The 26747-nt window shown below is 44.6% G+C and carries 23 protein-coding genes and 1 riboswitch; of the genes, 13 read left to right on the forward strand and 10 right to left on the reverse strand.

The window, feature by feature from the left end:
* Positions 1 to 70 precede the first annotated feature (70 nt).
* Positions 71 to 1624 (forward strand): gamma-glutamyltransferase family protein, encoded by a 1554-nt coding sequence (locus tag D4T97_RS00200; protein WP_126047957.1) that lies wholly within the window; start codon positions 71 to 73, stop codon positions 1622 to 1624.
* 218 nt (positions 1625 to 1842) lie between these two features.
* Here D4T97_RS00200 and D4T97_RS00205 read toward each other — a convergent pair whose 3' ends face one another.
* Positions 1843 to 2859, reverse strand: coding sequence for an LLM class flavin-dependent oxidoreductase (locus tag D4T97_RS00205; protein ID WP_126046517.1), 1017 nt, complete (start codon positions 2857 to 2859; stop codon positions 1843 to 1845).
* Between the two features lie 93 nt (positions 2860 to 2952).
* Here D4T97_RS00205 and D4T97_RS00210 point away from each other — a divergent pair, with 93 nt between their 5' ends.
* From D4T97_RS00210 to D4T97_RS00230, 5 genes are all read left to right on the forward strand, one after another.
* A complete protein-coding gene (locus D4T97_RS00210) occupies positions 2953 to 3252 on the forward strand; it encodes a 4a-hydroxytetrahydrobiopterin dehydratase (RefSeq protein ID WP_126046519.1) in 300 nt (99 codons plus the stop codon).
* A gap of 87 nt (positions 3253 to 3339) precedes the next feature.
* A riboswitch (TPP riboswitch) is annotated at positions 3340 to 3448 on the forward strand.
* A gap of 407 nt (positions 3449 to 3855) precedes the next feature.
* Positions 3856 to 4473, forward strand: coding sequence for a thiamine phosphate synthase (locus tag D4T97_RS00215; RefSeq protein ID WP_164525404.1), 618 nt, complete (start codon positions 3856 to 3858; stop codon positions 4471 to 4473).
* Between the two features lie 5 nt (positions 4474 to 4478).
* Positions 4479 to 4679, forward strand: a complete 201-nt coding sequence (gene thiS / locus D4T97_RS00220) for a sulfur carrier protein ThiS (protein ID WP_126046523.1) — start codon at positions 4479 to 4481, stop codon at positions 4677 to 4679.
* A gap of 3 nt (positions 4680 to 4682) precedes the next feature.
* Positions 4683 to 5450, forward strand: coding sequence for a thiazole synthase (locus tag D4T97_RS00225; protein ID WP_126046525.1), 768 nt, complete (start codon positions 4683 to 4685; stop codon positions 5448 to 5450).
* Positions 5447 to 6460 (forward strand): ThiF family adenylyltransferase, encoded by a 1014-nt coding sequence (locus tag D4T97_RS00230; RefSeq protein ID WP_126046527.1) that lies wholly within the window; start codon positions 5447 to 5449, stop codon positions 6458 to 6460. The genes D4T97_RS00225 and D4T97_RS00230 overlap by 4 nt, the downstream gene beginning before the upstream one ends.
* 44 nt (positions 6461 to 6504) lie before the next feature.
* Here the strand turns inward: D4T97_RS00230 and D4T97_RS00235 are convergent, their stop codons facing one another.
* The gene (locus D4T97_RS00235) at positions 6505 to 7059 is read right to left on the reverse strand and encodes a GNAT family N-acetyltransferase (RefSeq protein WP_126046529.1); all 555 of its coding nucleotides are present in this window, start codon (positions 7057 to 7059) and stop codon (positions 6505 to 6507) included.
* A gap of 608 nt (positions 7060 to 7667) precedes the next feature.
* Here D4T97_RS00235 and D4T97_RS00240 point away from each other — a divergent pair.
* Entirely contained in the window at positions 7668 to 9290 is a 1623-nt protein-coding gene (locus D4T97_RS00240) for a Na/Pi cotransporter family protein (protein WP_126047959.1), read from the forward strand.
* 18 nt (positions 9291 to 9308) lie between these two features.
* Here D4T97_RS00240 and D4T97_RS20345 read toward each other — a convergent pair whose 3' ends face one another.
* Genes D4T97_RS20345 through D4T97_RS00245 form a run of 3 tightly spaced genes read right to left on the reverse strand, consistent with a single transcriptional unit; the run spans position 9309 to position 10336 of the window.
* A complete protein-coding gene (locus D4T97_RS20345; RefSeq protein WP_164525402.1) occupies positions 9309 to 9479 on the reverse strand; it encodes a hypothetical protein in 171 nt (56 codons plus the stop codon).
* A gap of 21 nt (positions 9480 to 9500) precedes the next feature.
* A complete protein-coding gene (locus tag D4T97_RS20350) occupies positions 9501 to 9656 on the reverse strand; it encodes a hypothetical protein (protein ID WP_164525405.1) in 156 nt (51 codons plus the stop codon).
* Between the two features lie 56 nt (positions 9657 to 9712).
* Positions 9713 to 10336: a flavin reductase family protein gene (locus tag D4T97_RS00245; protein ID WP_126046531.1), complete on the reverse strand. Its 624-nt coding sequence runs from the start codon at positions 10334 to 10336 to the stop codon at positions 9713 to 9715.
* 142 nt (positions 10337 to 10478) lie between these two features.
* On the opposite strand from D4T97_RS00245, the gene D4T97_RS00250 reads away from it, so the two are divergent.
* Positions 10479 to 11774, forward strand: a complete 1296-nt coding sequence (locus tag D4T97_RS00250) for a Zn-dependent hydrolase (RefSeq protein WP_126047961.1) — start codon at positions 10479 to 10481, stop codon at positions 11772 to 11774.
* Between the two features lie 164 nt (positions 11775 to 11938).
* On the opposite strand, the gene ytxJ is transcribed toward D4T97_RS00250, so the two are convergent.
* Together ytxJ and D4T97_RS00260 are read right to left on the reverse strand one after the other, a co-directional pair.
* Positions 11939 to 12274, reverse strand: coding sequence for a bacillithiol system redox-active protein YtxJ (gene ytxJ, locus D4T97_RS00255; protein ID WP_126046533.1), 336 nt, complete (start codon positions 12272 to 12274; stop codon positions 11939 to 11941).
* 105 nt (positions 12275 to 12379) lie between these two features.
* Positions 12380 to 13456 carry a mechanosensitive ion channel family protein gene (locus D4T97_RS00260; protein ID WP_126046535.1) on the reverse strand — a complete coding sequence of 359 codons (1077 nt, stop codon included), beginning with the start codon at positions 13454 to 13456 and terminating at the stop codon, positions 12380 to 12382.
* Positions 13457 to 13696: 240 nt separating this feature from the next.
* Between D4T97_RS00260 and D4T97_RS00265 the strand changes: the two genes are divergently transcribed.
* From D4T97_RS00265 to D4T97_RS00280, 4 genes are all read left to right on the forward strand, one after another.
* Positions 13697 to 16873, forward strand: a complete 3177-nt coding sequence (locus tag D4T97_RS00265) for a DEAD/DEAH box helicase (protein ID WP_328588745.1) — start codon at positions 13697 to 13699, stop codon at positions 16871 to 16873.
* Positions 16874 to 17320: 447 nt separating this feature from the next.
* Positions 17321 to 18808 carry a catalase gene (locus D4T97_RS00270; RefSeq protein ID WP_126046537.1) on the forward strand — a complete coding sequence of 496 codons (1488 nt, stop codon included), beginning with the start codon at positions 17321 to 17323 and terminating at the stop codon, positions 18806 to 18808.
* A 423-nt stretch (positions 18809 to 19231) separates the two neighbouring features.
* Positions 19232 to 20461, forward strand: a complete 1230-nt coding sequence (locus D4T97_RS00275; protein ID WP_126046539.1) for a threonine synthase — start codon at positions 19232 to 19234, stop codon at positions 20459 to 20461.
* A 39-nt stretch (positions 20462 to 20500) separates the two neighbouring features.
* On the forward strand, positions 20501 to 21706 hold the full coding sequence (locus tag D4T97_RS00280) for a dicarboxylate/amino acid:cation symporter (RefSeq protein WP_126046541.1): 1206 nt from the start codon (positions 20501 to 20503) through the stop codon (positions 21704 to 21706).
* Between the two features lie 890 nt (positions 21707 to 22596).
* Here D4T97_RS00280 and uraA read toward each other — a convergent pair.
* From uraA to D4T97_RS00295, 3 genes are all read right to left on the reverse strand, one after another.
* A complete protein-coding gene (gene uraA, locus D4T97_RS00285; protein WP_126046543.1) occupies positions 22597 to 23877 on the reverse strand; it encodes a uracil permease in 1281 nt (426 codons plus the stop codon).
* 266 nt (positions 23878 to 24143) lie between these two features.
* Positions 24144 to 25376, reverse strand: a complete 1233-nt coding sequence (pepT, locus tag D4T97_RS00290; RefSeq protein ID WP_126046545.1) for a peptidase T — start codon at positions 25374 to 25376, stop codon at positions 24144 to 24146.
* 92 nt (positions 25377 to 25468) lie between these two features.
* Complete coding sequence (locus D4T97_RS00295) at positions 25469 to 25789, reverse strand: winged helix-turn-helix transcriptional regulator (protein WP_126046547.1); 321 nt, start codon at positions 25787 to 25789, stop codon at positions 25469 to 25471.
* Between the two features lie 109 nt (positions 25790 to 25898).
* Between D4T97_RS00295 and D4T97_RS00300 the strand changes: the two genes are divergently transcribed.
* The gene (locus tag D4T97_RS00300; RefSeq protein WP_126046549.1) at positions 25899 to 26744 is read left to right on the forward strand and encodes a VOC family protein; all 846 of its coding nucleotides are present in this window, start codon (positions 25899 to 25901) and stop codon (positions 26742 to 26744) included.
* Positions 26745 to 26747 lie beyond the last annotated feature (3 nt).

Below are 26747 nucleotides of genomic sequence, written 5' to 3' on the forward strand. Positions count from 1 at the left end.
AGAGAGTCTATTGATCACTTTCAACCATTTATCACACCCTTACCCAATTACAAGGAACTCAGCTTATGCCATGAATGGTGTTGTGGCAACTTCGCAACCGCTTGCAGCACAGGCAGGGCTGGAAATTTTACAAAAAGGCGGAAATGCCATTGATGCGGCGATTGCTACTGCTGCTTGCCTGACAGTTTGCGAACCGACTTCTAACGGAATCGGCGGAGATGCTTTTGCGCTAGTTTGGACTAAAGGAAAGCTGCATGGGTTGAACGCCAGCGGACGAGCGCCAAAAAGCATTTCAATTGATAAAGTGAAAGAGCTGGGTCATGAAGAGATGCCAAAATATGGCTGGATTCCTGTGACGGTGCCAGGTGCACCCGGTGCTTGGGCAGAGCTGTCCAGAAGATTCGGGAAGCTGCCGTTGAAAGATGTGTTGAAGGATGCCATTACATATGCGGAAGAAGGCTACCCCGTTTCCCCAACGCTGAGCCGATATTGGCGTAAAGCGTTCATTGAATTCTCGGAGGACCTGAAGGATGACGTTTTTAAACATTGGTTTGATACATTTACTCCGGACGGACATGCTCCGGCGGTTGGTGAAGTATGGAGGTCACAGGGACACGCTGACACATTACGTTCAATTGCAGAAACCGATGGTGAATCTTTTTACAGGGGAGAAATCGCTGAAAAGATTGCTGCATTTGCGAGGGAAACCGGCGGATTCATTACAGAAGAAGATCTGGCAGAGTATAAGGCGGAATGGGTGGACCCGATCAGCATCAACTACCGTGGGTACGATGTATGGGAAATCCCTCCAAACGGGCAAGGGATTGTAGCCCTTCAGGCTTTGAATATTTTAAAAGGCTTCGAGTTTACAAGAAAAGAATCATTAGATACATACCACAAGCAGATTGAGGCTATGAAGCTTGCTTATGTAGACGGATATAAACATATTACTGATCCGAAGCATATGAAATACACAGTCGAGGAAATACTCAGCGATGCCTATGCTGAGGAGCGGCGCAAGCTGATTACAGAGGAAGCATGCATGCCTGAACCAGGCGAGCCTTCAACAGGAGGGACGGTTTATCTGGCTACGGCCGACAAGGAAGGGAACATGGTCTCTTTCATTCAAAGTAACTATCATGGATTCGGGTCGGGGCTGGTCGTTCCAGGTACGGGAATTGCTTTGCAAAACCGAGGATATAACTTTACCTTGGATAAAAATCATGTGAATGCCCTTGAAGGAGGGAAGAAGACATTCCATACGATTATCCCGGGATTCTTGACAAAAGGGGATACGGCAGTCGGCCCGTTTGGAGTCATGGGCGGGTTCATGCAACCTCAAGGACATGTCCAAGTCATCATGAACTCGATTGACTTTGGGCTTCATCCACAGGCAGCACTTGATGCGCCGCGCTGGCAATGGATCAAAGGTAAAATGGTGGAAGTGGAGCATCGTTTCCCCCATCACTTCGCGGAAGGTTTGGCTTTCCAGGGGCATGATATTCGCATCGCCCTTGAAACAAATAATTTCGGGCGGGGGCAAATCATCTGGAGAAATCCGGACACGGGTGTGCTTGTGGCAGGGACGGAATCAAGGACAGACGGTGCAATCGCGGTTTGGTAAAAAAAGAGCAGGCCTTAGGCGGAAGGCGGAGCAACGATGCCGGCAGCACTTGGGCATCCTTCCCGTCGGCGCTCAATCAGCGACGTTCTGTCGCATCGCCTAAGCTTGGACTTTCCCGGTCCGTTAGTACCATATCGTCGTTTGCCAATGCATAATGCAACAATTACAAAGGGCTGGTTCCGCTTTTTGCGGACCCAGCCCTGTTATTGGCAATAAAATCACTCCATCATTTCGGCAATTATTTCGTATGAATGCAGGCGGTCTTCCTGATAGAAAATCTGTGAGTTGATAATGACCTCGTCCGCTTCGGTTAGGTCGATAAACTCTTTGAGCTTTTGCTCGACAGTATCCGGATCTCCCACAATGGTTGAACCGGAGTCAAGGGTCTGTTCAACAGATGCCCTTTCAAAAGGCGACCAGATTTTTTCAATGTCATCAACCGGCGGCTTCAATTGAGACGGCATATTCCTGATCAGGCTCAAAAATTGCTGTTGCTGTGAGGTTGCAAGCCATTGTGCACGCTCTTCGGTATCTGCAACAATCACGTTTACACCAACCATAGTGAGCGGTTTGTCCAATGATGCCGAAGGCTGGAAGTTCTCCCGGTACAATCGGAGCGCCGGCAGCGTATATTGGGGTGCAAAGTGGCTGGCGAAAGAGAACGGAAGTCCCTTTTGAGCGGCGAGCCTTGCACTGAATTCACTTGATCCAAGCAACCAGATGGGGACGTCTAGACCTGTTCCCGGATAGGCGTGAACGCGGCCAACTGGATCTTCACTAAAGTAATTTTGCAGCTCGTCCAGCTGCTGTGGAAACTCTTCTGCACCTCTGTTCAATGTTCGCCGCAAAGCAAAAGCGGTAGCCTGGTCACTGCCCGGAGCACGACCGAGCCCAAGGTCAATCCGGCCCGGATATAAGGACTCCAAAGTCCCGAATTGTTCGGCGATAACAAGCGTCGCATGGTTTGGAAGCATGATTCCGCCGGCTCCAATCCGCATTTTTTTCGTCGCACCGGCTATATGTCCGATGATGACAGAAGTAGCAGAACTGGCAATGCCGGGCATATTATGGTGTTCGGCGAGCCAATACCGATTGAAACCCCAATTTTCAACATGCTGCGCAAGCTCAACACTGTTTTTAAATGAATCAGAGGCGTTGCTTCCTTCGGCGATAGGTGCCAAGTCCAAAACAGATAATGGTATTCCATGGAATTTCTTAATGGACGGAGAATTCAAAAATAACCACTCCTTCAATATCTCTTAATGGAAATGATAGAATGTTTATAAGTGTACGTCCAATTATGTGACTTTGAATGGGAGGGGAACTTATTGGAAAGATTGTCTGAGCAAGTGATTGAAGAAAGGCTTTCTGAACTTACTGACTGGAAGTTGACTGATGAAAAATGGATTGTCCGTAAATATCGCTTCAGGGACTATTTGAAGGGTATTTCCTTTGTGCAAAAGATTGCGGAAGAATCGGAGAGAGTTCAGCACCATCCATTTATTTCAATTGACTACAAGCTTATTACGGTGAGAATATCCTCCTGGAGAGCAAAAGGGTTGACGGAGCTGGACTTTAAAATGGCGGAGATATATGAACGTCTTTATTCAGAGACAAAGAAGTTATAATTTTCTTCTATGATATTTAGAAAGTTTTGTATACTTCCATTATTTGCTTCCTCATGGTACCATATCTGTAGATACGTAACTTCATATGAAAATCACTAGGGGAATCCTTAACAAGGACTGAGAGAAGAGTGGAACTCTGATACCCTTATGACCTGATCAGGTTTGAGCCTGCGGAGGGAAGTGTCATGCTTTTTATTGTAGTTTAAAATGCCACTTTCCTGGAAAAGAGAAGGTGGCTTTTTGCGTTGGAAAGAAAGTATCAAATTTTTAGATGCGAATACTTTAAGTCCTGAGTATTCGGATCCAGCCCGAAGGACAGGATGTCCTAGAGCCGCCGACGCCCTCTGCTCGAGGTCACAAGCCCGCAAGGAAGCTATTCAGGAAGAATGTGCTCCTGTGCCGTGGTTTATTCGAAGAAGTCTTGTTCAGCTCGTCGCAAAGCTGCACGAAGCTTATTCAAGGAGGCTTTACATGAGTTGATTGAAGTCAGATACTTTCCTGTAGTGGCTGGGGAAACGCCTCCTCGGAACTCGTCTTGTGCTTGTCGCCTAAGGCTGCGCGCCTTGCGCTTTTCAAATTTGGCAAAGGAGGGGTGTAATCGGAGTGGAGTTGGTTGCTGTAACGAATGACCGGCTGGAAGTTGACTCGCTTGCACGCGTTATGATTGAGGTTGAGCCCTTTGTCGACTATTTCATTATCAGAGAGAGGACAAAAACTGCGGCTGAATACATAAACCTAATCGGTCAATTGACTGAAGCGAGTGTCAATAAAGAAAAGCTGATTGTCAATGATCGGGTGGATGTTGCTGTCGCAACAGGCATCAACAAGGTTCAGCTGCCCGGACACGGTTTGACTGTCCAACAGGTAAAAATAAATTTTTCTCAATTTCGTGCCGGAAGGTCGGTCCATTCGGTGAAGGAAGCATTGGAGGCAAACGAGGCAGGAGCCGATTGGCTTTTATATGGTCATGTTTTTCCAACGGATTGCAAGAGAGGCTTGCCCGCGCGAGGTCTTGTTGAGCTGAAAAAGATTGTGGAAGATGTGCCGGCCAATATTTATGCGATTGGCGGAATCAAGCCCTGGCATGTAGCGGAATTGTGTGAGATTAAAATCAGGGGCATTGCGGTCATGTCCTCCATATTTGGCAGCTCGGATCCAGCTTCAGCTGCCGCTGAATATTATGAAGCCTGCCAATCTTATCATTCAGTTGAAAGGGATTGAATTAAGTGAATATCACATTGAATGGAAATGCTTATGAATTACCAGAAGGTGTTTCGAATGTTCGGTTGCTGCTTGAACATCTGGAGCTTTCCAATCGAATTGTCATTGTTGAATTAAATAAAGAAATTGTTCAAAAAGAGGATTATGACCGTCCAATCAGAGAGCGGGACGAAGTAGAAATGATCCATTTTGTAGGAGGAGGATAAAAAATGTTAAAACTGGGAGATAGAACTTTTCAATCAAGGTTATTATTAGGAACAGGTAAATATCCGAACTTTGAAATCCAAAAGGAAGCAGTCCGGGTTTCCGAGGCAGAAATTCTCACATTCGCACTTAGAAGAATGAATGTATTTGAACCTTCACAGCCGAATTTCTTGGAAATGCTGGATCTGTCGAAGTACACACTTCTTCCAAATACAGCTGGAGCAAAAACTGCTGAAGAAGCTGTAAGAACTGCACAGTTGGCAAAGGCCTCAGGGCTGTGCGACATGGTGAAGGTCGAAATCATTGGATGTGACCGGTCACTGCTTCCTGATCCGGTAGAAACATTGAGGGCTTCAGAAATGCTTTTGAAAGAAGGATTTACCGTACTTACATACACTTCGGATGATGTGGTGTTGGCCAGAAGGCTGGAAGAGCTCGGTGTCCATGCGGTCATGCCGGGTGCATCGCCGATTGGCTCGGGAAAGGGGATTTTAAACCCGCTAAATTTAAAATTCATCATTGAACAATCGAAGGTGCCTGTAATTATCGACGCGGGAATTGGTTCACCGAAAGATGCGGCATACGCCATGGAACTTGGAGCGGATGCAGTTCTGTTGAACACAGCGGTTTCGGGCGCGAAGGACCCTGTGAAAATGGCCGAGGCCATGAAGCTTGCAATTGAAGCCGGTCGCCTGGGATATGAGGCAGGGCGGATTGAAGAACGGGATTATGCTGTTGCGAGCAGTCCGATGGAAGGGTTGCTTCCAACTTGAACACCCGGTATTCAAGGCAGGAATTATTTGAACCGATTGGGGAAGAAGGTCAAAAGAAGATTGGCCAGGCCCATGTTTTGATTATTGGTGCGGGAGCTCTTGGATCGGCGAGTGCGGAAATGCTTGCCCGCTCCGGTGTCGGACGTCTCACGATTGTTGACCGGGATATTTTGGACTGGAGCAACTTGCAAAGGCAGCAACTATATACCGAGCAGGATGTACATGATCAGCTTCCAAAGGCGGTAGCTGCTAAACGCCGCTTAAGCGAAGTGAACAGCATGATCGAAGTTGAAACATTTACAGCTGATGTAACAGCGGAAAACGCAGAAGAGCTAGTCAGGGGAAAAACTTTGATTGTTGATGCTACGGATAATATAGAAACAAGGCTGTTGATGAACGATGCGGCTTTGAAGGCGGGCATTCCGTTTTTTATGGGAGCAGTTGTCGCCAGCTACGGGCTGACATTTACGATAGGGATGGGGGACCGACCGTGCCTTCATTGCCTGCTTGACAAGCTTCCGCCGCAGACTTTGACTTGCGATACGGCAGGGGTCATCAGCCCGATCATTCAAGTCGTAGCCGCCAATCAAGTGACGAATGTTTTCAAATATCTCGTAGGGGAAAAAGTGGATCACCGCCTGAAATCATTTGATCTTTGGACGGGTGATCAGGCCGCGATTGATGTGACATCGCTCCGCCGCCCTAATTGTCCAAGCTGCTCTGACACGGCGAATTATCCATTTTTATCAAGGGAAAATCAGACGAAAACAGCTGTGTTATGCGGACGGGATACAGTGCAGCTGACATTATCGCGTGATAGAGGTGTGGAGCTCAAGCCGCTTGCCGAGTCCATCCGCCCGATCGTAAGCGACCTTATTTCAAATGTGCATTTGGTTGCCTGCCAATTTGACGGCCACCGGATTGTATTATTCCGCGATGGCCGCATGCTGGTGCATGGCACGAAGGATATTGTCAAAGCAAAAACTGTTGCAGCGAAGCTGTTGGGATAAAAAGTCTGAAGTTGCAAAACGGGAGGTGTGTAAGCACCTCCTGCCTAATTTAGAAATAATGCCATTAAAATAATATCTTCATAACTCCCATTGTCATTTTTAACTGCCCTTCTTTGAATCCTTTCTTCAATAAATCCAAATCTCTTATATAGATGAACGGCATGCTTGTTATTGGAAAAAACTTCAAGGCGAATTTTTTCAATTAAAGGATTGTTTTCAGCCCATACTATAAGAGACATCAGCAACGCTTTGCCAATTCCTTGATTTCGAAATTCTTTTTTTACACTCATTCCGAAGGAGCCTTGGTGTTCATTTCGTTTCCTATGTCCACAGTGAAAGTCTAGAAACCCAATAATTTCTCCTCCATAATCTGCAAGTAAGGCCAACTTTCCAGCGGTATCATGCATTTCCTGCAAGTGTTGTTTTTGTTTTTCGTTTTTAATCTCAAATTCAGCCGAAGAAGTCAATAAATAGGGTGCCTCGTCTAAAATGTTTTTTGTATAATGTATTAATTGATCAGCATCTGTGGGTAAAGCTGTCCTTACTTCAAAATTTTCACCGTTTAACATCTTATACATATTTGGTTGTATCTTTCCCATCATCTCGCCTCCCATTAGTCAGGACAGGATTCATTCAGTCTACGTCCTAAATGAGTGCTTCCGCTTTTATTATTGTCCGGCTTCGGTGCCTATCGACTCTCAGACTTTGCGTCTCTAGTGCTCTTGCGGCGCGGCCTATTCGAGGGAGTCAAGCGAACAACATAGCGAAGCCATGAAGCTTTTTCGAGGGAGCTAACCCATGATGTTTTAGAAGTAAGTTGCTTGGCTTCGACGGCCAGGAGTGCTAGTGCAAACGAAGACAGGGTGTCGCGTTATGAAGCTGTTAGAGTTTGTCGCCCCTAAGTAGCTACCCTCCGCTTTTATTGTAACAAAATCTTTACATTGGGTTCTGTTTACTTTTTAATCGTTCTTCACTAGTATTATTTAAGGATAAAATAATGTCGAAAGATATAAGAAAAGCGCAAGGTGCCCGTCTATCGGCGACAAGCACAAGGCGAATTGCGAGGAGGCAGTTCTTCAGCCACCACAGCAATTTGACTTGTGACCTCGAGCCGATGGCGCCTGGAGCTAGACAGAAAGTATTTTTGTTTAAAAAGAATACTTGGTCAATCTTATACTTTCTAACTATTGAAAAAAGGGCTGAAGAAATGGACTTGCAAACATTGCTTTTCATGTTTTTTGGAGGGCTGGGTATCTTCCTTTATGGGATTAAAACAATGGGTGACGGACTCCAGAAAGTTGCCGGAGACGGACTTCGGGATTTGCTTGACCGGTTTACTACAAGGCCGATCCTAGGCGTTTTGACCGGTATTGTTGTTACAGGTCTAATCCAATCAAGTTCCGGTACGACCGTTTTGACAATCGGACTGGTCACGGCAGGTTTTATGACCTTAAGGCAGGCGATTGGGGTCATAATGGGCGCCAATATTGGAACGACAGTCACGGCTTTTATTATTGGAATCAATATTTCTGATTACGCTTTGCCAATTATTGCAGTTGGAGCATTCTTGATTTTCTTTTTCAAAAATCATAAAGTTAATAATTTCGGCACTGTGTTTTTTGGATTCGGTGCCCTATTTTTCGGTTTAAGCCTAATGGGCGATGCCATGAAGCCGCTTCGAGGAGCACAATTTTTCACTGACTTAACAGTAAGTCTAAGTGATCATCCACTTCTCGGAGTCCTGATTGGTGTTGTTTTTACCGTTATCGTTCAAAGCTCATCGGCATCGATTGCCCTTCTTCAAACACTATTTGATCAAGGTACCATTACTTTGCATGCGGCCTTGCCAATTTTATTCGGTGATAATATCGGAACGACGATTACAGCTGTTTTGGCTTCTATCGGTGCTTCTGTTGCAGCAAAGCGGGCAGCATTAACCCATGTCATGTTTAATGTTATAGGTACAATTCTTGTTTTAATTCTATTCGTCCCGTTTACGCATTTTATCGAATATTTGCAAGCAACCCTGAGTCTAAACCCAAAGATGACGATTGCTTTTGCCCACGGAACATTTAATGTGTCAAATACGATTATTCAATTCCCATTCATTGCTGTCTTGGCTTGGATTGTGACAAAGCTCGTACCAGGTGAGGATACGATGATTGAATATAGACCAGTCCATTTAGGGGAAAAATTCATTCGCCAATCCCCATCCATTGCCCTTGGACAAGGGAAAAAGGAAGTTCTTAGAATGGGTGAAATAGCGGAGCAAGGCCTGAAGGAAGTAAGTGATTATTATAAAACTAAAGGGAAAAAGCATCGAGAGCTGCTTCCGCAAATCGAAGACGCTCTGAACAATCTGGATAAAGTCATTACGGATTATTTGGTGCAAATTTCTTATCATTCCTTATCCGACCAGGATTTGAAAACTCACAGTTCGCTTTTGAATACAGTAATGGATTTGGAGCGTATCGGTGATCATATAGAGAACATCATGGAGCTTGTTGACAGCCAGATCAGTAGTAAAGTGAAGTTTTCCGAATCGGCTATGAACGATTTGGACAGAATGTTTGAATTGACTTCCTCCACACTGCATCAAGCGCTTGAAGCTCTGCAGGAAGGTAATGAATCAAAAGCAGGGTCAGTTCTAGCAAATGAAAGGCTGATCAATAAAATGGAGAAGGATCTCCGCAAAAAGCATATCCAGCGGCTCAATGACAACATGTGTACGGGAACAGCCGGTATCGTTTATGTGGATATCGTCAGCAACCTTGAGCGAATCGGGGACCATGCTGTGAATATCGCACAGGCCGTCATTGGGGACGTTTAAAAAAGCAACAGACTGGAGTTATTCTCCAGTCTGTTGTTTTTTCTGTCTCTCATACCGTTCATTTCTTTCCCCGCCATCTGCAAGTTCTTCGGAGAATTCAATGTTTCCCTTTTTGTCCTTCAAGGCATATTCAATATCGGCGCTTGTCATATTGTTGTTTGGTGCTGCTTCTTCATTCCATTTTTTCATTCGTTATCCCATCCTTTCCAGCTAATAATCGTCCGAATTTACCTCGGTCTCTGTGTGTGAAACTGACGATATAAACCCATACCCTGTTGGACTCCATTCCAACACTTCTTCCTTGGGTTTTCTTTTTATATTCAGCTTGGAAAGTCTGCGAAACTGTTCTTGATCGTGTTTTTTCATTGGGGGACCCTCCTCATGATATTTATTGTCCCCGTTGTTGTTAAAATTATAGGTAGCTATTCAGGCCGGATCAGGCTGTAGACTTTGCCGAGCTCTGCATATTCGCTCCCAGCAAGCCGCGCAACAGGGCGCAGGTTTTCCGTAAAAACATAGCCTTTTTGAGGATCATATACTTTTTCATCCATATGTATGTAAACGATGCGGGCTATCAGAAAATCAAGTACAGTATCGCCTGGGTCATTTTTAATCTCATGGTGTTGCTCAAGCTTGCACTCGAACCGTACTTTTGCTTCCAATATGCCGGGAACGCTCACTTTTGTACTCTCAACGATGTTCAGCCCCGTCAATTCCAATTCACTGCGGGCGGCTGGAAGCAGGGTAGCTGTTTCGTTGATGTCTTCAATAATATCTTCCGTGCTGATATGAACAACCAATTCTCCATTTTTGATAGCATTTCGCGCTGTGTCTTTCATTGTGCTGCCTTTTCTTCTGCCAATGGACAGTGAAATCAACGGTGGATCGCTGCTAACGACATTGAAAAAACTGAAAGGAGCTGCGTTAATTGCTCCGTTGACAGTTGATGTGGTTGTGACAAATGCGATAGGCCTTGGAACGATAGACCCTGTCAACAACTTGTACATATCTTTTCCTCTTAGCTCAGTTGGATCTAAAGTGATCATGTAATTCGTCCTTTCACAAAGAATTCAGACTAATCTATACTTTGATTGTACAGGTCCTCTTAAGGAAAGAGAACTATGTTGTTTGTTCGAACTCTCAGCATCCTGTATCCTAAAGATATATCTATGAAAAGCGGTGTGGATGATGAGAAAAATTTTTTCAAAAGAACGTTTGCTTGAAGAATTGAGCGACTGTCCATCCTATGAAGGGATTGATCCGATAGAAGTGGCCGAAAAGCTGTCAAAACTGGCTGAAATCGGAAAAACAGAAGCAGGTGGCGTATCCCGTTTCCCATATACGAATGAAGAAAGTCGGGCTAAAAAGCTGTTCAGTGAATGGATGATGGATATTGGGCTTAGTGTTAATGAGGATGCGGTCGGGAACTTATATGGAAGGCTTGAAGGAAAAGAGCCGGGTCTTCCTGCAGTTTTGACAGGCTCCCATTTGGACAGTGTGCCTAACGGGGGTGCTTTCGACGGACCGCTCGGATGTGTCAGCAGCCTGCTTGCCATCAAGGCGCTCGCCCAATCTAATACTCTGATAAAGAGAACTATTGAACTGGTCGTATTCGTGGATGAGGAGGGGGCTAGGTTCAATAACAGTCTTTTTGGCAGTAGAACAATGATGGGTGAGGTGAAAAAAGAAGATCTCACACTGTTTGAGGATAAAACCGGAAAAACATTAGCCGAAGCAATGAAGGAAAACGGTTTTGATCCTAAAAATATTTCTGCCGCCTATCGGAATCCCAAAGAAATCCATGCCTTCTTGGAATTGCATATTGAACAGGGAAAAAGGCTTGAATCGGAAGGGAAGAATATCGGAGTCGTAAACGGAATCGCTGGTCCGGTTTGGACGTCTTATACATTTTTTGGTGAAACGGATCATGCAGGAAACACACCAATGGAATTCAGGAAAGATACGGTGGCGGCTGCCGGTGAGTTCATATTAGCGGTTGAAAAAGCACCGAGAGAATATAGCGAAACAGCTGTCGCCACTGTAGGCAGAATGAACATATTTCCCAATGGCACAAATGTAATTGCTGGAAAAACAGAAGTGATGGTTGACGCAAGGGATATCGATGCAGCGGCTCGGGATCAAATGCTTGACGCTTTGAAAAAAGAAGCCGAGGATATCGCTCAAAAGCGAGGGCTAAATGTTGAAATAAAAGAAGAAGTCAAAATCCCGCCTGTTGCTATACCTGAGAAAATCCAGGGAGCTGTCCGCTCAGCCGCTGAAACGAGCGGGCTCACGGCAATCGATATTCCAAGCGGAGCGGGTCATGATGCGATGATCATGGGAAAATACGTGCCTTCCGGCATGATTTTTGTTCCCAGTCATAACGGAAAAAGCCATTCACCGGAAGAATGGACATCGCTTCCGGATTGTGTGAACGGCGTGCAGGTATTAAAAGAAGCGCTCAATGAACTCGCAAATGAATAAGAGGGCGCGTTTTCGCGCCCTCATTTAAGGCTTTCTAGCTGCAACGCCTAGCCCCTCGAGGTCATAAGTCAATTCCCTGTGGCAGCTGAAGTACTAACTCCCCGGGAATCGTCTTATGCTATTCGGCTCAGTCTGTACGATGAACAGGCGCTTGCGCTTTTCTGTTATGCATTTGCTTCCAATGCTTCTTTCATATTTTTCTCCGTAATATTCCAATGAGACGTATTCCAGGCAGCTTTTCCACCATTCAAAAGGAAAATTTGTGGAGACTCATGCTTGATTTCCAAGTCCTCCGCCACCTGATTTGAAACTGGACGGTTTTCGCTGACAATCAAATAATACTTGTCCAGGTCCGTTGAAAAGTCCTGGTACTCTTTAAAGGCATTGGCGCTGACAGGGCAAGTTGTACTATGTTTGAACAGGAATACAGGCTGTTCATTTGAGTCCTGCAAAATACTCTCCCACTCAGTTTCAGAAGTAATTTGTTTTAAATCAGACATGTTGATCATCCTTTCGATTGCTTCAGTTTTTTAGCGTTGGCTACAGCGCTCAGCAATTAGCAGACTTCGCACTACACTTTTCTTATTATCCCAAATTTATCTCCATCAATCATCTTTATTGTCTTCCTCAACTTCAATGGGAAGGTTCGCAAGCCGGATTTTGTTTTTATAAAAAGATGAGATGATCATGTGGCGGATTTTATTTTCAATTTTTTCTTTTGCTTCTGAATTTTTCACAGGTATCTCAATGATGAACTCCAATGCCGACTCCTTGATTCCTGTAAACCGAACAGATGGAGGGGGTTCAGACAATACGCCTTTTTCTCCTTCGATACCCTGGATGGCGATTTCATGCAGCAAAGCATCCATCGTTGAGCTGTCAGTTCCATATGCCACTCCGACAGAAATATTCGCATAGAGTTTTTCATTTGCTAAATTTCTAATCATATTTTCAATGAGATATTGGTTCGGAATAATAAGGGTTCCTTCTTTATACAGCTTTACGGAAGTGGACCTCAGTTTAATTTTAGTGACCACTCCCGTTTGGCCGTCCACTTCTATCACTTCTCCAACCTCGAGAGGCTTTTCAAATAAAATAATCAGTCCTGAAATGAAGTTTGCGGCCACATTCCGCAGCCCGAACCCGACGCCGATTCCAAGTGTACTGAATACGACGGCAATGGCTTTCCAGTTAAAGCCGACAAGGGCGAAGCTGGTCATGACGGCAATGATCATCACCGTATAATAAATAAGGCGGTTGATCGTATATCCTGCACCTGCATCCACATGGAATTTTTCGTAAGCGACGGGCATGACATGAGCATTGAAGATCTTTACCAGGCGATTGGCCAATGTAATGATCATGATTGACACTAAGATGAGCAGGAGAGAGACGTCGATTCCTTTCACTCTATAAATGGGCGAGAACAGCCACTTTTCCTTTGAAAAATAAAAGAGGAACAAAATGATTGTCCCGTAAAAGGCAAGCCAATTGATCAGGGATTTTGCAGTAGGAACGACACTGCTTTGAGCGCTGTCTGCCCTATATATTTTTTTAAGAATGAATATGATTGTACACTTTACGGCAAAAATTATAAAAACATATATGAAAAAAAGAAGAATATCTTTGAGTGATAAATTTTTCAGAAAATCGAGTCCGTGAATAAGCTGATTGTCCTCCAAGAATCATACCTCCAGAATATTTAGTCCTTTCACCAATTCCCTGTTTCAAAAAACAGCAAACAGATTTGCGGTGCATATGAATGAGTCAGAAAATATGGTAAAATAGATAAGATATTCTTTTAAATAATCATTGCTGTTTAGTGTCCGCCAGGAACGAAAATCAACAGTTTTTCATAATAGCTAAAAAATAAAAGCTGTAAATATAAATCAAAGCGCATAGAAAGAAGGGTTTATTGTAATTTGGCACTTTTACAGAAGAACCAGGTAGCAGAAATGTTTCACCCCTCCATTTATAGGCGGGGAAGGGAATATTATTTTCAGGACCGGGTCGGAAAGTTGAATTTTGATTATGAGAGTGGAATTTGCCGGACATTTGTGGAAGGAACACATTCCTATCTTGTGGAAGTGAATTTAAGAGATCTTCCTGAAAATATAGCGGTATATTGTGACTGCCCGGCATTTGACCAGCATTATGAGTGCAAACATATCGTGGCGGCCATGCTGGAGATCTGTGAAAAGCAGGATGAAATCATGAAAGTACGAGGCACTTCATATGGCGGGAAGTATCATGCGGCGGCAGATCTGATCCAGTTGCTGGATGCAGGCACTTCTGGCCAGCCCGTCATCCCGTCACTTGGGAGCAAACCGTTGAAAATTGAGTACCATTGTGATTTTTCCAATCCTCAGGCACTTTTCGTCGAACTGAAAGTCGGCGTAGACCATGCGTACGTTGTCAGGGATGTTGGAGAATTTATCGGGAATGTAAAAGCCGGCTGTGAACATCCGTTTACAAAAAAATTCACTTACAGTCCAGAAGAGCACGAAATAGACCCGGCAGACATGGACGTATTAAATGAGCTTCAGCAGATCATAGAAAACGAAAAGCTTTATGCAGAAGGCATCAAGTCCTATTACGCGAATCCCTCAATATACTCGAACGCCAGGTCCATAATGATCCCTCCGTTGTTTGTCCGTTCACTGCTTGAAAAGTTAATGGAGAGAAAAACGATTGGGAAGTTGGGGTCCCGGACGTTTGAGGAGATCAGAATCACTGATGGTGAATTTCCGTTCCAATATGAGCTGGGAAAAAACGCGGAAAATGATCTTGAACTGATGCTGCCACAAATTGAAAATGCTGTATACATGGAGCCGTATGAGCTGGTTTTTTTAGATGGGGACGTTTATTTCCCGCAGAAGGAGCTTCTGCCGTTCATTGATAAGATTATAAGGCTTCAAAAAAGAAACAGTAAAATTTCCATCGCTGCAGATCAGGCAGATGCTTTTGTTTCCGAGGTTCTCCCTCGGCTGAAAAAGCTTGGCAGTGTACAGGTGGCGGAAAAGGTAAAAGAACAGATCATTCAAGTCCCGCTTACTGCAAAAGCTTATATAGATTTAGAGGATGATACCATCCAGGCAAAGCTGGAATACAAATATGGCGATATTACCGTGAATCCTTTTTATCAGCATGAAGAGTCTGGAAAGATTTTAATCAGAGATGTTGAGAAAGAGAAGGAAATCATGAATATCATCGAAAACGCAGGAATGAGGTACAACGGAAAAGAGTTGCATCTTCAATTGGATGAGGATGAGTTGTACGAGTTTTTATTTGTCATCTTGCCAGCGCTCGGAGAACGGTGCGAACTGTTTTTGACAAACAACATCCGGCAAATTATATCATTGGAACAACCGGTGCCGAAAACAAGTATCAATACGGAAGAATCGGCAGGATTGCTGGAAATCAGCTTCCAATTAGATGGCATTGACGATGATGAAATCGCTGATATTATGAGAACCGCCATTGAGAAAAAGCGTTTTTACCGGATGAGAAATGGCACGTTCCTATCACTTGAAACAGATGAATTCCAATCGCTGCAGGAGCTGTTCACCGATCTGCGCGTCAGTAAGGATGAGTTGGCCCAGGGAAGCGTTCATGTCCCTATCTATCGTGGCCTGCAGGTGGATGAGGCGCTTCGAACGAAAAAGCAGTATGATCCATCATTCAAAAAGCTTCTTGATCATCTAAAAAAACCGGGAGAGCAGACCTATTCGCTGCCTGAGGGATTGCAGGCATCTATGAGGGAATACCAAAAAACCGGATACCAATGGTTCCGATCGCTATCCCACTATCATCTTGGCGGAATTTTGGCGGATGATATGGGATTAGGTAAAACATTGCAAAGCATCGCTTACCTTTTATCCGAAAAGGGAGAGAATCGTCATTTAATCGTAGCTCCGGCATCCTTGATTTATAACTGGCAGAGTGAATGGAACAAGTTTGCCCCTGGGGTGAAAACAGCGGTTGTCTCTGGGGCACGGGAAGAAAGGGAGAAAGTCCTGGCATCGGGAGAGGCGGATGTTTATATCACTTCTTATTCCACGCTTAGGCAGGACATCGACCTATATAAAAATGAGCAATTCCACACGCTCATTTTGGATGAAGCACAATTTATCAAAAACCACACAACGAAGTCTGCGGCGGCCGTGAGAAGTATCCGGGCAACCCGGAAATTTGCTTTGAGTGGAACGCCAATTGAGAATTCAGTCGATGAATTGTGGGGAATCTTCCAGGCGATCATGCCAGGGCTATTTCCAGGTCTGAAAGATTTTAAAAAGCTTGAGCCAGAAAAAATCTCTCATATCATTAAGCCGTTTATTTTGCGGAGGCTCAAATCAGACGTATTGAAGGAACTTCCGGAAAAAATAGAATCCACCCATATTACTGAACTGTCAAAGGAACAGAAAGAGTTGTATGTGGGCTATTTGCAGCGGATTCAGGAGGAAACTGCAGCTTCGTTGCAGGGAGAAGGCTTCCAAAAAAGCCGGATGAAAATTTTAGCCGGAATTACACGCCTTCGCCAGCTTTGCTGTCACCCGTCACTTTTCTTGGAGAACTATGAGGGCAAGTCAGGTAAGTTGGAGCAGTTGATGGAAACTGTTAAAACTTCCATTGAGAATGGGAAAAAGCTTCTGATTTTTTCGCAGTTCACAAGCATGTTGGAAATTATCCAACAAGAGTTGATTAAAGCCGGATATCCTCACTTTTATTTGAACGGGAAGACGCCTGCGCAGGAGCGGCTGAGAATGAGCGAGCAGTTCAACAATGGAGAGAATTCCATTTTTCTCATTTCGCTGAAGGCGGGAGGTACCGGTCTGAATCTGACGGCGGCCGATACAGTCATCTTGTATGACCTGTGGTGGAATCCTGCGGTTGAGGATCAGGCAGCAGGCAGGGCCCACCGTTTCGGTCAAAAAAATGTTGTTCAAGTGATCCGGTTGATAACAAAAGGAACGATTGAAGAAAAGATTTATAAATTACAACAGAAGAAACGGGAGTTAATTGAACAGGTAATTCAGCCGGGCGAAACGATGCTTTCCAGTTTATCGGAAGAAGATATTAAAGAAATATTAAGTATGTAAGATGTTTAGTGAAATTAACAGCTGTCTTTTTTGATGGCTGTTTTTTTGTATGCTGACAGGCGCAAAGAAGGGGGAATAAGCTGTGCACCCTTCAATGTTATACGATTGGGCGCCGGATGAAATGAATGAATTAATCGGCTTAACATGCGGGAAGCCTTGAGATAGCTTTCCCCTACTTTGTTGCATTTTATATTTTCCTAGATAATAATAATTTTAACTTGAAAATGATTATCGTATGTGCTAATCTAATTGTAGATTATAATTATTATAAAGAAGGGGGCGGAAATTGGTAAAGAAAAATTAGACCTCCAGTAAAAGATACCCCAAAAACTATAAAACTTTCTAGAGAGATAATTTATGTTAAATTTGCAGTCAATTGGCAATTTTGTGTTAAAATGAAAGTAACAACAGGTGTAACCTATAAAATAAAAAGAGGAGTGAAATCTAGTGAGTGAAGATCAAAAAAAGAAAAAGTTAACAACAGCTGCGGGGGCGCCGGTCACTGACAATCAAGATTCTTTAACTGCTGGACCAAGGGGCCCAATGTTATTACAAGATGTATGGTTTTTAGAAAAGATGGCCCATTTTGATCGGGAAGTCATCCCTGAACGCCGCATGCATGCAAAAGGATCAGGTGCTTATGGGACCTTTACCGTTACGCATGATATTTCCCAGTATACGAAGGCAAAAATTTTCTCTGAAGTAGGGAAAAAAACCGATATGTTCGTTCGCTTTTCAACTGTAGCAGGTGAGCGCGGTGCTGCAGATGCGGAGCGGGATATACGTGGATTCGCTGTAAGGTTCTATACAGAAGAAGGTAACTGGGACATTGTTGGAAACAATACTCCTGTATTCTTTTTCAGAGATCCGCTAAAATTCCCAGATCTTAACCATGCAGTGAAGCGAGACCCGCGCACGAATATGAGAAGCGCAAATAATAATTGGGACTTTTGGTCGTCATTGCCTGAAGCGCTTCACCAAGTGACGATTGTCATGAGTGACCGCGGAATTCCGAAGTCTTACCGACATATGCATGGGTTTGGAAGTCATACATTTAGCATGATTAATGCGGAGAATGAACGTGTTTGGGTCAAGTTTCACTTCCGGTCTCAACAAGGGATCGAAAATTTGACCGATGAGGAAGCTATTGAACTTGTTGGTAAAGATCGTGAGAGTCATCAGAGGGATTTATATGAAAATATCGAAGAAGGAAACTTTCCTAAATGGAAGATGTATATCCAAGTGATGACAGAAGAGCAGGCTGAAAAAATGCCATACAATCCATTCGACCTTACGAAAGTATGGTATAAAGGTGATTTCCCTCTCATTGAGGTTGGAGAATTTGAACTGAATAAAAATCCGGATAACTATTTTGCAGAAGTTGAACAAGCGGCATTTACACCTGCCAACGTCGTCCCTGGAATCGGTTTTTCACCGGACAGAATGCTTCAAGGGCGTCTATTCTCATACGGAGATGCTCAGCGTTATCGTCTTGGTGTAAACCACCATCAGATTCCTGTGAACCAGCCGAGATGCCCAGTGCATAGTTTCCACCGTGATGGGGCGATGAGGGTTGATGGAAATATGGGCAGCACTCTCCACTATGAGCCAAATAGCTATGGAGAGTGGCAAGAACAGCGGGAACATCAAGAACCTCCTCTTGCTCTTCATGGAGCAGCCGACCGCTGGAATTTCAGGGAAGATGATGATAACTACTATGAACAGCCTGGAAAGCTTTTCAACTTGATGAGCAAAGAACAGCAACAGGCATTATTTTTAAACACCGCCGCGAACATTGGGCCAGCAGATAAACATATTCAAATCCGCCATATTATCAATTGCTTTAAGGCAGACCCAGCGTACGGACAAGGTGTCGCGGATGCTCTTGAAATTCCTTGGAGTGAGATAGAAGCTGAATTGGGAGTTCGTAATTAATTAGGATCATCTAGTAAAAAAGCTTCTATAAAGGTCAATTTGTGGCGCCAAACCTGCCACGCATATAAACTGGTTCGGAAAATGGGACAATCATCGCTGAAGGGCTTGGATTCGGGAGTCTTGCGGATACGATTAACTCCTAATAATAATTAAAAAAGAGAGGTATCGTTAACTGACGGTGTCCTCCATGTAATTGTATTTTTCTCAGACCCCTAGCAAAGCTGGGGGTCTGTTTGCTTATGGATATCGAATGCTTCCTCTGCATGTAAATAGCTAGTTTCATAGGGCTTGTGGAAAGGACGTTTTCATTTGAAATCAGCCGATCAACAAAACGATGGCTATTAACAAATTTACTTTTTGTGTAAAACCGTAATTAATAAGAGGGCACTGTCAGGCATATGATGAACTGAGGGAGGATACGTTATGACGTTTAGTTTCGTGACACAACTGTCTTGTTCCAAATGTTCACATGTCTACAGTTCTGATTTAATTCATCAGCTTTGCAAATGCGGTTTTCCTCTGCTTGTGGATTATGACTTGGAAGCTTTGGCAAAAGTTTTAAAACCCAAGGATCTATTAGAAAGAAGTCATGATCTTTGGCGATATCACGAGCTGCTGCCGATTAAAAGGCCTGAGAATGTCGTATCTCTGGGGGAAGGGATGACGCCATTGCTCCCAATGCCAAAGCTCGGCGCTGATATGGGTATTTCGCATTTATATATGAAAGATGAAGGAATGGCGCCCACCGGAACTTTTAAAGCGCGTGGTGCAGCAGTGGGGGTTTCGAAAGCAAAGGAGTTGGGCGTCAAAGGATTGGTGATGCCGACAAATGGAAATGCAGGAGCCGCCTGGTCCGTCTTTTCATCGAGGGCAGGAATTAAGTCTGTGATCATTATGCCGAAGGATGCCCCAGCAATGATCCGTTCAGAAGTGGCCGCCGCCAATTCCAATTTATTTTTAGTTGATGGATTAATCAGTGATGCAGGAAGAATTGCAGCGAAGGCTGCTGCTGATTTCCAATTATATGATGTTTCCACGTTGAAAGAGCCGTATCGGATCGAAGGAAAGAAGACGATGGGACTTGAAATTGTGGAGCAGCTTGGTTGGGAAACGCCGGACGTCATTATATATCCGGCGGGCGGTGGAGTCGGACTTATTGCCATTCATAAGGCGTTTAAGGAGCTTGAAAAACTTGGCTGGCTGAATTCCGGTAGAATGCCTAGGTTCGTTGCTGTTCAGGCGGAAGGCTGCGCACCCATCGTTAAGGCCTGGGATGAGAAGAAAAGAGAATCGGAGTTTTGGCCCGATTCGCGGACGGTTGCCTTTGGTATTAATGTACCCAAGGCATTGGGGGATTTTCTAGTTCTACAGGCAATCTATGAAACAAATGGATGTGCATTGGCTGTAGGAGATGATGAGATACTGGGTGAGCAAAAGCATATTGTCGGGAAAGAAGGAGCTTTTATCTGTCCTGAAGGGGCAGCTGCATTTTTAGCAGCACGGAAGCTCAGAGAATCCGGATGGATAAGAGAGAACGAGAGAGTGGTTGTAATCAATACAGGAATGGGCTTGAAATATATGGACAATGAGAATATTAACCTGCCTGTACTGCGGGCTGATGAGGATATCGCCAGTCTTCCAGTATTGCCATAACGTTCTTCCCTCGCTATAGCAATACGAGGAGGGCTTATCATGAAAAAGAATTTCATGCTTCAAATCTTCGCGGCCTTTATCCTTGCTATAATTGCCGGAATTATTTTTGGAGAAAGAGCAACCGTTGTCCAGCCATTGGGTGATCTGTTTTTAAGGCTTATTAAGTTTATTATTGTTCCATTGATTCTATCGACAATTGTAGTTGGTGTGACCAGTGCGGGCAGTATAAAAAAGCTGGGGAATCTGGGTGGAAAAGCGATTGGATATTTTCTTGTCACGAGCTTTATTGCCATTGCAATCGGCTTGTTTGCCGGATTTGTTTTTCAGCCGGGGGCGGGTGTGGAACTTACTGTACCGACTTCTGAAGTGGAAGCCCTGGAAACAGGGGGCGTCATTGCGACATTATTGAATATTATTCCCACGAATCCAATCGAAGCGTTAACTACCGGAGCAGTTCTGCAGATCATTTTCTTTGCGATCTTTCTTGGGATTGGCATTTCGCTTGTCGGGGAAAAGGCCCAGCCCGTCCAGCAGTTTTTTGAAGGCCTATCAGAAGTGATGTATAAAATTACGGGAATTATAATGAAACTTGTTCCGCTTGGTATTTTCGGCTTACTTGCACCGATTGTTGGGACGTATGGACCTTCTGTGCTCATGCCGCTGATCAAAGTGATTATTGCAATGGTGGTCGCGGTCATCGTTCATGTCGCGCTCATTTATTCGGCCGCAGTCAAGACGCTTGGAAAAATGAATCCCTACCACTTTTTCAAAGGAATTTTTCCTGCGGCATCCGTTGCCTTTGCTACATGCAGCAGTTCGGGTACCTTGCCTGTCACAATGAAAAACACCCAGGAAAACCTGGGAGTCTCTAAAGAAACAAGCAGTTTCGTCCTGCCGCTCGGAGCAACGATCAATATGGATGGAACAGCAATATATCAAGGGATTGCGGTCATGTTCATTGCGCAATATTTCGGTGTGGAGCTGACAATGGCTCAAATATTGATTGTCGCGTTGATGGGAACGCTGGCTTCCATCGGGGCAGCGGGAGTTCCGGGCGCCGGATTAATCATGCTGACGATGGTATTAACAGCAGTTAATCTACCTTTGGAAGGAATCGCTCTGATTGCTGGGATAGACCGTATCCTCGACATGTTTAGGACTTCAGTAAACATTATGGGAGATGCTTCCGCCTGCGTTGTGGTGGAAGGAGGAAAAGCCAAAGCAGCAGTCAAGAAGGGAGCCTGAGGAACGTATAAAACGGCGCGGGAAATTGAATTCCTGCGCTTTTTTGTTGAAAAAAAACCTTATCATTCTGGGGATCAGAGATCAAAGCGCCTGTAACCCAGTGTCTTCGTATGCTTATCCCGACGAGGAGGTTTAAGTGACCGAGTCGTCTGAAAAAACCTTTCGCGGTAACTAAGAGATGGCCTAAGTGACCGAGTTGTCGGAAAAAGCTCCGTCCGGGAAACTAAGCGGAGGTCTAAGTGACCGAGTCATCGGAAAAAGCTCCGTCCGGGAAACTAAGCGGAGGTCTAAGTGACCGAGTCATCGGAAAAAGCTCCGTCCCGGTAACTAAGCGGAGGTCTAAGTGACCGAGCCGTCGGAAAAAGCTCCGTCCGGGAAACTAAGCGGAGGTCTAAGTGACCGAGTCGTCGGGAAAATCTCCGTCCCGGTAACTAAGCGGAGGTCTAAGTGACCGAGCCGTCGGGAAAATCTCCGTCCCGGTAACTAAGCGGAGGTCTAAGTTACCGAGTCGTCGGGAAAATCTCCGTCCCGGTAACTAAGCGGAGGTCTAAGTGACCGAGTCATTGGAAAAATCTCCGTCCCGGTAACTAAGAGAAGGCCTAAGTGACCGAGTCATCTAAAAAAATGCTGCCCCAGTCACTAAGTATGGCAATAAGTGATTGGGACAGCGAAAAAAATCGTAAACAGAGTTCCTTGTGAGCAACCGTCCAAACTTGAAACGAGATAACAAAATTTTGTACAAGAAGCTGGGTTGGTCTGTTCTATATGAAACGGGCTGCCAAATGGGGAATGCAAATCCTGGATGGGCAAAGAGTCGACTCATTTAAAGCCAGCCTTTTGTTAGTTGGACTACTGATCAACCCATTTTCATTCCACGAAAAGCTGAAACTCTATTCATTCGTCAATTTCAATTTTTCCAACAGCCTAAAGAATAGGCTCAAGATAATCGCAACAACAGTTGCAAGTCCCATTCCTGATAAAGGAACGTTCCCGATTTTGATGGATGCTCCGCTGATTCCGATGGCAAGAACCACACAAGTCAAAATCATGTTGTGTGAGATGTTGTAATCCACGTTTGCTTCAACAAGCATACGGATACCGCTGACCGCAATGATTCCGAATAAGAGCAGCGAAATACCGCCCATGACCGGAGTCGGGATGGAAGAGATCAAAGCTGCCAATTTTCCGCAGAAAGAGAGCAGGACAGCGATGACTGCAGCAATTCCAATAATCCAGGTGGAATATACACGGGTGATGGCCAAGACGCCGATATTTTCTCCATAAGTCGTATTCGGCGTTGAACCGACAAAGCTGGAAATGATTGTTGAAATACCGTTACTCATCATTGATCGGTCAAGCCCTGGATCTTTGACTAAATCCTTTTTTACAATATTGCCGGTTACAACAAGGTGGCCGATATGTTCCGGCACAAGTACAAGGGCCGCAGGAAGGATCAGCAAGATATCTGCCCAATTGAATTTCATTGCATAATAAGTCGGAGCGGAAATCCAGGCAGCTTCGCGAACAGCCGTCAAGTCCACCATATTCATCGAAAGGGCAATGATATAACCCGAGACAATGCCAAGGAGAATCGGAATGATTTTCAAAAAGCCGCGCATCGTGACCCAGCAGACAATTGTGATGCCGAGAGTAAGCAAGGATACGGTGATCACTTGTGGATCCGTCGCCCATGTATCAGGTGCGTCGGCGGGCTTCACTAATCCAGCCATGTTAGCTGCAACGGGAACAAGTTCCAGACCAATTACGGCCACAATGGCTCCCATAGCTGCAGGAGGAAAAATGACATCGATCCAGGCGGTTCCTACAACCTTGACAATCAATGCAACGATAACGAGCGTCACGCCGACCGCAAGGAACCCTCCAAGTGCATAAGCATAGCCTTCCCCGCCCGTGTATTTGGACAATACGGCAAAGACAGGGGAAAGAAAGGCAAAGCTTGATCCAAGATAAGCAGGAATTTTTCCTTTTGTAATAAAAATATAAAGCAGTGTGCCAAGACCATTCATCAACAGGATGGTCGCAGGGTCCACTTGAAACAGGAGTGGTACGAGGACGGTGGAACCGAACATGGCAAATAGATGTTGGAAACTGAGCGGAAGGCTCTGCAAGATGGGTAAACGCTCATCTACCTGGATTTCTCTTTGACTCATTCTTTTCTCTCCAATACAAGTTATTTGGTTAAACAAAAAGCACCTTACCCAAAAAGGCAAGGTGCTTGGTTATAATTCCACAGCAAAATTGACACGCAAAAGTCCTATTTTGCGCGCGCACCTTGTCAGCCTCACGGGACTGTTTTAAAGGTATTCTTAGTTATAATTGTCAAAAATATTATGTCAGCTGTTATATTGAATGTCAATCTTTTTTTGTCTAAAGTATAAAATTGTTGTCAAAACATATCCGCTAACTATCGGAATTTTTATGCGCGCTCTTCAAATAGTTTTACAATCTCAACGATGGTCAGTACCGATTTTTCCATTGTATCAACAGAGACAAACTCGTAAGGGCCGTGGAAATTTTCACCGCCGGTAAAGATATTCGGTGTGGGTAGTCCCATAAAAGATAGCTGTGATCCATCTGTACCGCCTCGAATGGGTGAAATCTCAGGTTCGATGCCTAATTTTTTCATCGCGTCCGAAGCGATGTCAACAATTTCTTTCACGGGTTCAATTTTCTCCCGCATGTTGTAGTATTGGTCCTTCATCTCCAAATTAACTCTGTCCGTTCCGTATTTTTCGCCCATTTCCTCGGCGATCCTGTTCATAAAACTTTTCTTTGCCTCAAATTTTTCCCTGTCAAAATCACGGATGATATAGTGAAGGACGGTTTCTTCTACATTGCCTTCAAATGAGAGTAGATGGTAGAAGCCTTCATATCCTTCCGTAAGTTCAGGTACTTCATCAGCAGGAAGACGGTTATGGAATTCGATGGCAATTTTCTGTGAGTTAACCATGATCCCTTTTGCCGTTCCGGGATGGATGTTTGTCCCTTTGACTGTCAGCTTGGCACTTGCCGCATTGAAACTTTCGTATTCCAGCTGTCCTACTTTTCCGCCGTCAACCGTGTAGGCGAAGGAGGCATTGAACGCCTCTACATCAAAACGATGGGGACCTCTTCCAATTTCTTCATCGGGAGTGAAAGCCACCCTGATTTTTCCGTGCTTGATTTCTGGATGCTTGAGCAAGTAATCCATCGCTGTCATGATTTCAGCCACCCCAGCCTTGTTGTCAGCACCTAAAAGGGTTGTCCCGTCCGTTGTTACCAGTGTGTGGCCCTTGCAGTCCAGCAGGGAAGGAAACTCGTCCGGAGACAGGACAATCTGCTTTTCCTTATTAAGAATGATATCTTTCCCATCGTAGTTTTCCACAACCTGCGGAGTGACGCCTTTTCCTGTAAAATCTGTTGCGGTGTCAACATGCGCTAAAAAGCCGATTGTCGGTACATCTTTTTCTGCGTTGGAGGGTAAGGTCGCCATGACGTATCCGTTTTCATCAATTGACACTTCTGTCATGCCAATAGATTCCAACTCATTTACCAGTTGATTGGCCAAAGTCAGCTGGCCTGGAGTGGATGGGCATGTATCGCTGTTTTCATCCGATTGTGTATCCACTTTTACGTACGAAGTAAACCTATCAATGATTTCATTTTTCATATTTTAAAAACTCCTTTCCCTTTATTATTCATATTAAGGGGAAAAATACACAAAATAAAGATGCCGACTGACCCATGTGGAGCAATCGGCATTTACTCTTCGGCAGGGACTTCCACCCAATGTTCAGCCCATGCTGAAATTTCATTCATAATCGGTTGGAGTGCCATCCCTTTTTCAGTCAATGAGTATTCAATTCTAACAGGAGTTTCGGGATATACCTGCCTTTTCACAATACCTTCTTTCTCCAGGTCCTTTAAACGTTCGGACAGGACGCGCGCACTGATCGGCATGGCCGCTTCAACTGTGCAAAAACGCTGCGGGCCGTTCAGCAGCTGGTAAATAATCAATCCGGTCCAGCGCTGTCCCAAAATACTCATTGCTTTTTCAAGTCTTGGACATGTATTTCCGTTCATAATATTCACCTCGATAATTTGATTATAACATCAATTGTTCCTTCTTGACAGATAAAATAAACTAATATATATTTACTTACATAAAGTAAGTAAATAGGAGGGTTGGTCTATCAATACAAATTTTCACCCTGTCATAGGGGCGGTAACTTTGACTGTGCAAAATGTCGAGCGCATGCTTGCTTTCTACACTGATATTCTTGGATTCAGGGTGCATGAACAGAGTCCAGGGGCGGTTTCTTTAACAGCTGATGGTAAAACTGTTTTACTTAAGCTTGAAGAGGATATAGAAGCAAAAGTCCGAAATCCGCGTACGACCGGTTTATACCATATTGCCTTTTTATTGCCTGAGCGGGCTGATTTGGCTGATGTTCTCAAACATTTGGCTCAAACCCGCTATCCGCTTCAGGGTGCGTCAGACCATGACGTCAGCGAAGCGCTTTATCTCGCAGACCCGGAAGGAAACGGAATAGAGATTTATATCGATAGAGATGCAGCCTCATGGAAATGGGAGAATGACCAGGTCTTCATGACGACAAAACCTCTCGATATCGAAAATTTAATGGAAAATGCCACGGAAGCTGGATGGACTGGAATGCCGGCTGAAACCGTCAACGGCCACATCCATTTGCAGATATCTGATTTAGAGGATTCCAAGGGGTTTTATTGTAACGGAATTAGCTTCGATCCAGTCTTGCGGTACGGAAGCCAGGCGTTGTTCATCTCTTGGCGCAAGTACCACCACCATATCGGGCTCAATACGTGGAACAGTGCCGGGCAAGGGCCGCCAAAGGAAAAAAGCACCGGTCTGAAGCATTTTACCATCATTTTCTCTGATGAAGATGAGAGAAGAGCGGCCATCGCTCGGTTGAAAGAACTAAATGCTTGGATTTCTGATGAAGGTGGAACAATAATAACGAAAGATCCGTCAGGCATTAAAATGATTTTGGAAGTTTAAAAA

The organism is Siminovitchia acidinfaciens (genome assembly GCF_003605385.1).
Lineage (GTDB): Bacteria > Bacillota > Bacilli > Bacillales > Bacillaceae_C > Siminovitchia > Siminovitchia acidinfaciens.